6 protein-coding genes and 1 pseudogene are annotated in these 6,088 nt (G+C 64.2%); 6 read left to right on the top strand and 1 reads right to left on the bottom strand.

Translation table 11 applies throughout. The annotated features are described in order from the left end of the window. The 6 genes and pseudogenes from JKL46_RS06520 to JKL46_RS06495 form a co-directional block, all read left to right on the top strand. Nucleotides 1–190: pseudogene (locus JKL46_RS06520) on the top strand (esterase-like activity of phytase family protein); the annotation flags it as partial. A gap of 204 nt (nucleotides 191–394) precedes the next feature. After that, entirely contained in the window at nucleotides 395–1,792 is a 1,398-nt protein-coding gene (locus tag JKL46_RS06515; protein WP_201831051.1) for a circularly permuted type 2 ATP-grasp protein, read from the top strand. A gap of 15 nt (nucleotides 1,793–1,807) precedes the next feature. Further along, the gene (locus JKL46_RS06510; RefSeq protein ID WP_201831021.1) at nucleotides 1,808–2,752 is read left to right on the top strand and encodes an alpha-E domain-containing protein; all 945 of its coding nucleotides are present in this window, start codon (nucleotides 1,808–1,810) and stop codon (nucleotides 2,750–2,752) included. A 3-nt stretch (nucleotides 2,753–2,755) separates the two neighbouring features. Beyond that, a complete protein-coding gene (locus JKL46_RS06505; protein WP_201831019.1) occupies nucleotides 2,756–3,574 on the top strand; it encodes a transglutaminase family protein in 819 nt (272 codons plus the stop codon). Between the two features lie 53 nt (nucleotides 3,575–3,627). Next, complete coding sequence (locus tag JKL46_RS06500; RefSeq protein WP_201831018.1) at nucleotides 3,628–4,377, top strand: proteasome-type protease; 750 nt, start codon at nucleotides 3,628–3,630, stop codon at nucleotides 4,375–4,377. A 135-nt stretch (nucleotides 4,378–4,512) separates the two neighbouring features. Then, on the top strand, nucleotides 4,513–5,454 hold the full coding sequence (locus tag JKL46_RS06495; RefSeq protein WP_201831017.1) for a D-alanyl-D-alanine carboxypeptidase family protein: 942 nt from the start codon (nucleotides 4,513–4,515) through the stop codon (nucleotides 5,452–5,454). A gap of 9 nt (nucleotides 5,455–5,463) precedes the next feature. On the opposite strand, the gene JKL46_RS06490 is transcribed toward JKL46_RS06495, so the two are convergent. Then, nucleotides 5,464–6,087 (bottom strand): queuosine precursor transporter, encoded by a 624-nt coding sequence (locus JKL46_RS06490; RefSeq protein WP_201831015.1) that lies wholly within the window; start codon nucleotides 6,085–6,087, stop codon nucleotides 5,464–5,466. Between the last annotated feature and the right edge of the window lies 1 nt (nucleotide 6,088).

The raw sequence follows: 6,088 nt of genomic DNA, 5'->3' as shown, positions 1-6,088 counted from the left end.
TTCGTTCAGGCCGGGCGCCCGGCTCGACGGCGATATCCTCTACGAGAGCGAGGCCTCGCATCAGGTCGACAACATGGAAGGACTGGCTGTCCACCGGGAGGGCGGCGAGACCGTCCTCTCCCTGATCTCGGACGACAATTTCAGCTCCCTGCAGAGAACCCTGTTGCTCGAATTCACGCTCCTCGACTGAGTCTCCGAAAGGCGCTGCCTTCCTGACGGGCAAGTGCCCGTTTTCTCATCATTCTTTGCCTGCCTCTATTCCTTCGTCTCGCTTGAAGCCCTAGGTTTTAGGCAACTAAGCTCTTGTCATGCGGGCCCGATGCCAATGGTTGCACCGGGTGTTCGCGCCGAGGAATGAGGAGATCCGGTGGCGGCGCAGGCGATCTTCGACGAGATGAACGGCCATGACGGCCGGAGCAGGGATGCCTACCGGATCCTGCAGGACTGGCTGAAATCGGCGCCGCCGCAATTGCTGGAACATCGCCGCGAAGAGGCGGAACTCTTCTTCCGCCGCGTCGGCATCACGTTTGCCGTCTATGGCAACACGGAAGCCGAAGAGCGCCTGATCCCCTTTGACATCATTCCGCGCATCCTCTCCGGACAGGAATGGGCCCGCCTGTCGCGGGGGCTGGAGCAGCGCGTGAAGGCGCTCAACATGTTCCTCAAGGACATCTACGGCCCGCGCGAGATCCTGCGCGCCGGGATCGTCCCGCCGGAACTGGTTTATCTCAATCCCTATTACCGGCCGCAGATGCAGGGTCTCTCCCTCAACAGCGGCATCTATGTGCAGGTGGCGGGCATCGACATCGTCCGGGTCGACGATGAGGATTTCTACGTCCTCGAGGATAACCTGCGCACGCCCTCCGGTGTCTCCTACATGCTGGAGAACCGCGAGGTGATGATGCGGCTCTTCCCCGAGCTGGTGGGCATGCAGCGCATTCGGCCGATCGAAAATTACGTCGACGAATTGCTCGGCACCCTCAAGTCCGTGGCGCCGGCGAGCAGCCCTTACGATCCCACCGTCGTCCTGCTCACGCCGGGCTCCCTGAACTCCGCCTATTACGAGCACAGCTTCCTCGCCGACCGCATGGGCGTGGAGCTGGTCGAGGGGCGTGATCTCTTCGTGCGCGACGAGATGGTCTACATGCGCACGACCGAGGGACCGAAGCGCGTCGACGTCATCTACAGCCGCATCGACGACGATTTCCTCGATCCGCTGGTCTTCCGGCCCGACTCGGCCCTGGGCGTGCCGGGCCTGATCGCGGCCTATCGCGCCGGCAACGTCGCCATCGCCAATGCGCCGGGAACGGGCGTTGCCGACGACAAGGCCATGTATTCTTACGTGCCCGACATCGTGCGCTTCTATATGGGCGAGGAGCCGATCCTGAAGAACGTGCCGACCTGGCGCTGCCGCGAGCGGGAATCTCTCTCCTATGTCGTCGACAATCTGCGCGAACTCGTCGTGAAGGAGGTCAACGGCTCGGGCGGCTACGGCATGCTGGTGGGCCCGCATGCGACGGCGGAGGCATGCGAGCATTTCAAGGCGCGGATCCTGGCCAATCCCGACAACTACATCGCGCAGCCGACACTGGCACTCTCGACGAGCCCGATCTTCACGGAGAAGGGTCTTGCGCCGCGTCACGTGGATCTGCGCCCCTTCGTGCTGACCGGTCGCGACGGCGTCAGGCTCGTGCCGGGCGGGCTGACCCGTGTGGCGCTGACGGAGGGCTCGCTGGTGGTCAATTCGAGCCAGGGCGGCGGGACCAAGGATACGTGGGTGCTGAGCGAATGAGCGGGAGCGTGATCAGTGCTGAGTCGTGACGCGGACAGTCTCTACTGGCTCTCCCGCTATGTGGAGCGGGCCGAGAATACGGCGCGCATTCTCGATGTCGCCTATCGCATGGCCTCGATGCCGATCTCCTATAACGGAGTCGAGACCAACGAGTGGGAATCCGCCCTCATCACCGCGGGCGGCGTCGATCAGTTCCGCGCCGTCTACGGCGATGCGACCCCAGAAAACGTCATCGAGTTCCTGGCCTTCTCCGAGGCGAACCCGTCGAGCATCCAGAACTGCTTCGACACCGCCCGGCAGAACGCCCGCTCCGTGCGCTCGGCCCTGACCTCCGAGATGTGGGAGGCGATCAATTCAGCCTGGCTCGATCTGCGCCGCTACAAGGCGAGAAGCATCAAGGTCGAGGATCTTCCCCGCTTCCTGAATCTCGTGAAGGAGGCCTCGCTCCGCTACGACGGCTCGGCGCTGCGCACCATGCTGCGCAACGATGCCTATTGGTTCTCGCGTCTCGGTCTCTACATCGAGCGCGCCGACAACACCGCGCGGGTGCTCGACGTGAAATACCACGTGCTCCTGCCGCAGGATGCGGCGGTGGGCGGCGGCATCGATTATTACCAGTGGGCCGCGATCCTGCGCTCAGTCTCGGCGCTGGTGAGCTATCAATGGGTCTATCACCAGAACCTGAGGCCCTGGCTCGTGGCGGATCTCCTGATCCTGCGCGAGGAGATGCCGCGCTCGCTCGCTGCCTGCTACGCGTTCCTGTCACGCCATCTCGACGACATCTCCCAGCGCTACGGGACGTCGGGCCTGGCGCAGCGCCAGGCACGGGCAACCCATGCACGCCTGACGAACCGCAGCATCGAGGATATCTTCCAGGACGGCCTGCACGAGTTCCTGCAGGACTTCCTTGCCGAGAACAATCGGCTCGGGCAAGCCATCTCGACTCAATATCTCGGCTGATCCATGCGCATCCGCATCACCCACGAGACGGTCTATCACTACAGCGAGCCGGCCAGGTCCGCGATCCAGCTTCTGCGGCTGACCCCGCGCGGGCATGACGGCCAGACGGTCCTGTCCTGGAACATCGACATGGAGGGCGAGGCCCGCCTGATGCGCCGGGAGGACTGGTACGGCAACATTATCCACAGCTTGTCCGTGCAGGGTCCGGTCAGCCAGATCACCCTGCATGTGACCGGCGAGATCGAGACCACGGACACGGCCGGAATCATTAGGGGCGGGGTCGAGCGCTTCCCGGACATTTTCTACCTGCGCGAAACGCCTCTCACCCGGCCCGACGCCGCCATCCGCGAATTCGCCGAAACGACGGCCGGACGCTTCGACAATGTGCTCGACCGCGCCCATGCCCTGCTGAACGCGATCCCCGAGCGCCTGCGCTTCGATACCGAGGCCACGAGTTCAGCGACGGCGGGTGCGGATGCCTTTGCGGCAGGGCACGGGGTCTGCCAGGATTTCAGCCATATCTTCCTGGCCGCCGCCCGCTTCCTGAACATCCCAGCACGCTATGTGTCGGGTTATCTGCACAAGTCCGGCGAGGCCGAGCAGGAGGCGGGGCATGCCTGGGTCGAGGCCTATATCCCGGAGCTCGGCTGGGTCAGCTTCGATCCCGCCAATGCCATTTCCGCAACGGAACATTACGTCAGATTGGCCATCGGGCTCGATTATCTTGATGCAGCCCCGGTTCGAGGAAGCTATTACGGAATCACCCGTGAAGCGCTCGACGTTCGTTTGAGGATCGAAGGCGCCCGTCAAGTACAGGCGTGACAATGGCCTCGATCCTTAAGCAACTCGACCAGAAGGCTCCTGGAGGAACCCCAATGACGTATTGTGTCGGCATCCTGGTGCGGGACGGTCTCGTCGTGATCGCCGATACGCGCACCAATGCGGGTGTCGACAACATCGCGACCTTCCGCAAGCTGCACCTGTTCGAGAAGCCGGGAGAACGCATCATCACGCTGGCCACCGCCGGCAATCTCTCGGCGAGCCAGTCCGTCCTGTCGCTTTTGACCGAGGGGCTCGAAAATCCCGAAACCGGAGTAGTCGAGACGCTTCTGACGGTGCCCAGCATGTTCAAGGCCGCCCAACTCGTCGGACGGGCCGTCCGTCAGGTTTATGAAACGGATGGGGTCGAGATGGAAAAGCGCCAGATGACCTTCGACGTTACGATGCTGCTCGGCGGGCAGATCGGGTCGAACCCGATGCGGCTTTATCAGATCTATTCGGCCGGCAACGCCATCGAGGCGACCATCGACACGCCGTTCCTGCAGATCGGCGAGCCGAAATATGGCAAGCCGATCCTGGATCGGGCAATCTCCTACTCCACCAGCCTGGTGGAGGCCTTGAAACTCGGGCTGATCTCGATGGATTCGACCCTGAAATCCAATCTCGGCGTCGGCCTGCCCATCGATATCGTCGTCGCCAAGCGCGATGCGCTGAAGGCAGGAATCACCTACCGGATCCAGGAGGATGAGCCCTACTTTCGCGACCTGCGCGAGCGCTGGTCGGCGGCCCTGCGCGCGGCGCATCAGGCGATCCCACATCCGCCTTACGCGGAGGAGGCGCTTTAGGAAGGGTTCGGAGCGAGAGATTCGACAGGGATCTTGCCTTCGCAGCCGACAAAAGCGCCCACCGACGCCAAGTTTTTTCGGCTGCTTGACAATGGAAGCTTGCGAACGGCCCCGGTTTTCGTCCACCATCTGCTCATGAAGGCGCCCTCGATCCTGCTGGCCGCCGGCCTTTTCCTCACGGGCGCCTCCGCCGGCGCCTCGCCCCTGCTGCTGGTCGATGCCTCTTCCGGCAACATCCTGGCGGCGCAGGAGGCCACCCGGTCCTGGCACCCGGCCTCGCTCACCAAGCTGATGACAGCGCATCTCGCGCTTGCGGCCGTCCAATCCGGCAGGCTGACCATGAACACGTCCGTCGCCCTGAGTGCGCGGGCCGTGGCTCAGGCCCCGACGAAGCTGGGTGTTCCGGTGGGAACCTCTCTGCGCCTCGAGGACGCCTTGACCGTGATGATGGTCAAGAGCGCCAACGACGTGGCGGTCGCGATCGCGGAGGCCGTCGGCGGCAGCGAGGCCGCGTTCGTCGCGGCAATGAACGCGGAGGCCCGGCGCCTCGGCATGAGCGGGACGCGCTTCGTCAATGCCAATGGCCTGCACGACGATCGCCAGGTGACAAACGCCAGGGACATGGCCGTCCTCATGGTGGCCGTCCTCGGCTATCACTCCGACCATGCGGATCTTTTCAGGACGCCGTCGATCGAGGTCGACGGGCGGGTGCTGAAGAACACCAACAAGCTCGTCGAGGACTACGATGCTCTGGAGGCGACCAAAACCGGGTTCGTATGCGCCTCCGGCTTCAACGTGGTCGCCTCGGCCGTTCGCGGCGGCAGGCGCGTCATCGCGGTGGTCATGGGATCTCCCAGCGCGGCGGTGCGGACCCGTATCACGCGGGATCTGCTCGAGACCGGTCTCTCGGAAGCCAACGCCCCGATCGGCAATCTCCGCACGCTGAAGGCCGATGCCCCCGCGCCGGGCGCGGATCTGCGCCGCCTCAAATGCGGCCGGCAGGGGCCGGCCGTCGCGAAAGCGACCGTCGCCGGCGGCGACGCCAAGCGTGTGGAGGTTCCGCAGCCTCGCGATTGACGAGCGTTGTCAGGCCGTCCGCTGCATCCGCGGGCGCATGAGCGCCAGGATCGCGCCGTAGGGGGCGATGGACACGGCGGCGAGTGCGAGCTTCACGAGATAATCGGCGATAGCAAGGTTGACCCAGGGCAGGGCGATGCACTGGTCCGCGATGCCGAATTGTCCGAGCATCTCGCTGACGGTCAGGCCGAAGCCGGGAACCGCGCCGCAATAGAAGGCGAAGGAAAAGAAGATCGCCGTATCGAGGCCCGACGAGATCACCGAGGAGACGAAGGGCGGCATCCACCAGGCGCGGTCGCGCAGGCGGGCGAAGATGCTGATGTCGAGAAGCTGCGCCACCAGGAAGGCCGCGCCCGAGGCGATGGCGATGCGCGGTGTCGCCAGGATCACGGAAAGCGCCACGGCGAGCACGAAGCCGACATAGACGACCCGGCGCGCGCCGACCGTGCCGAAGCGGCGGTTCGACAGGTCGGTGACCAGGAAGGAGAAGGGATAGCTGAAGGCGCCCCAGGTCAGGTAATCACCGAGACCCAGATGCTGGAAGGGATACTGGACCAGGATGTTCGACGAGAGAACGACGAGGGTCATTGCGGTCAGCGCAATGAGGAAGTCGCGGCGGTCGAGTTGGGTCATG

This window comes from Microvirga zambiensis WSM3693, assembly GCF_016735695.1.
Classification (GTDB): domain Bacteria; phylum Pseudomonadota; class Alphaproteobacteria; order Rhizobiales; family Beijerinckiaceae; genus Microvirga; species Microvirga zambiensis.
Note: the sequence above shows the minus strand (reverse complement) of the source record. Positions and strands in the feature narration are given on the sequence as shown.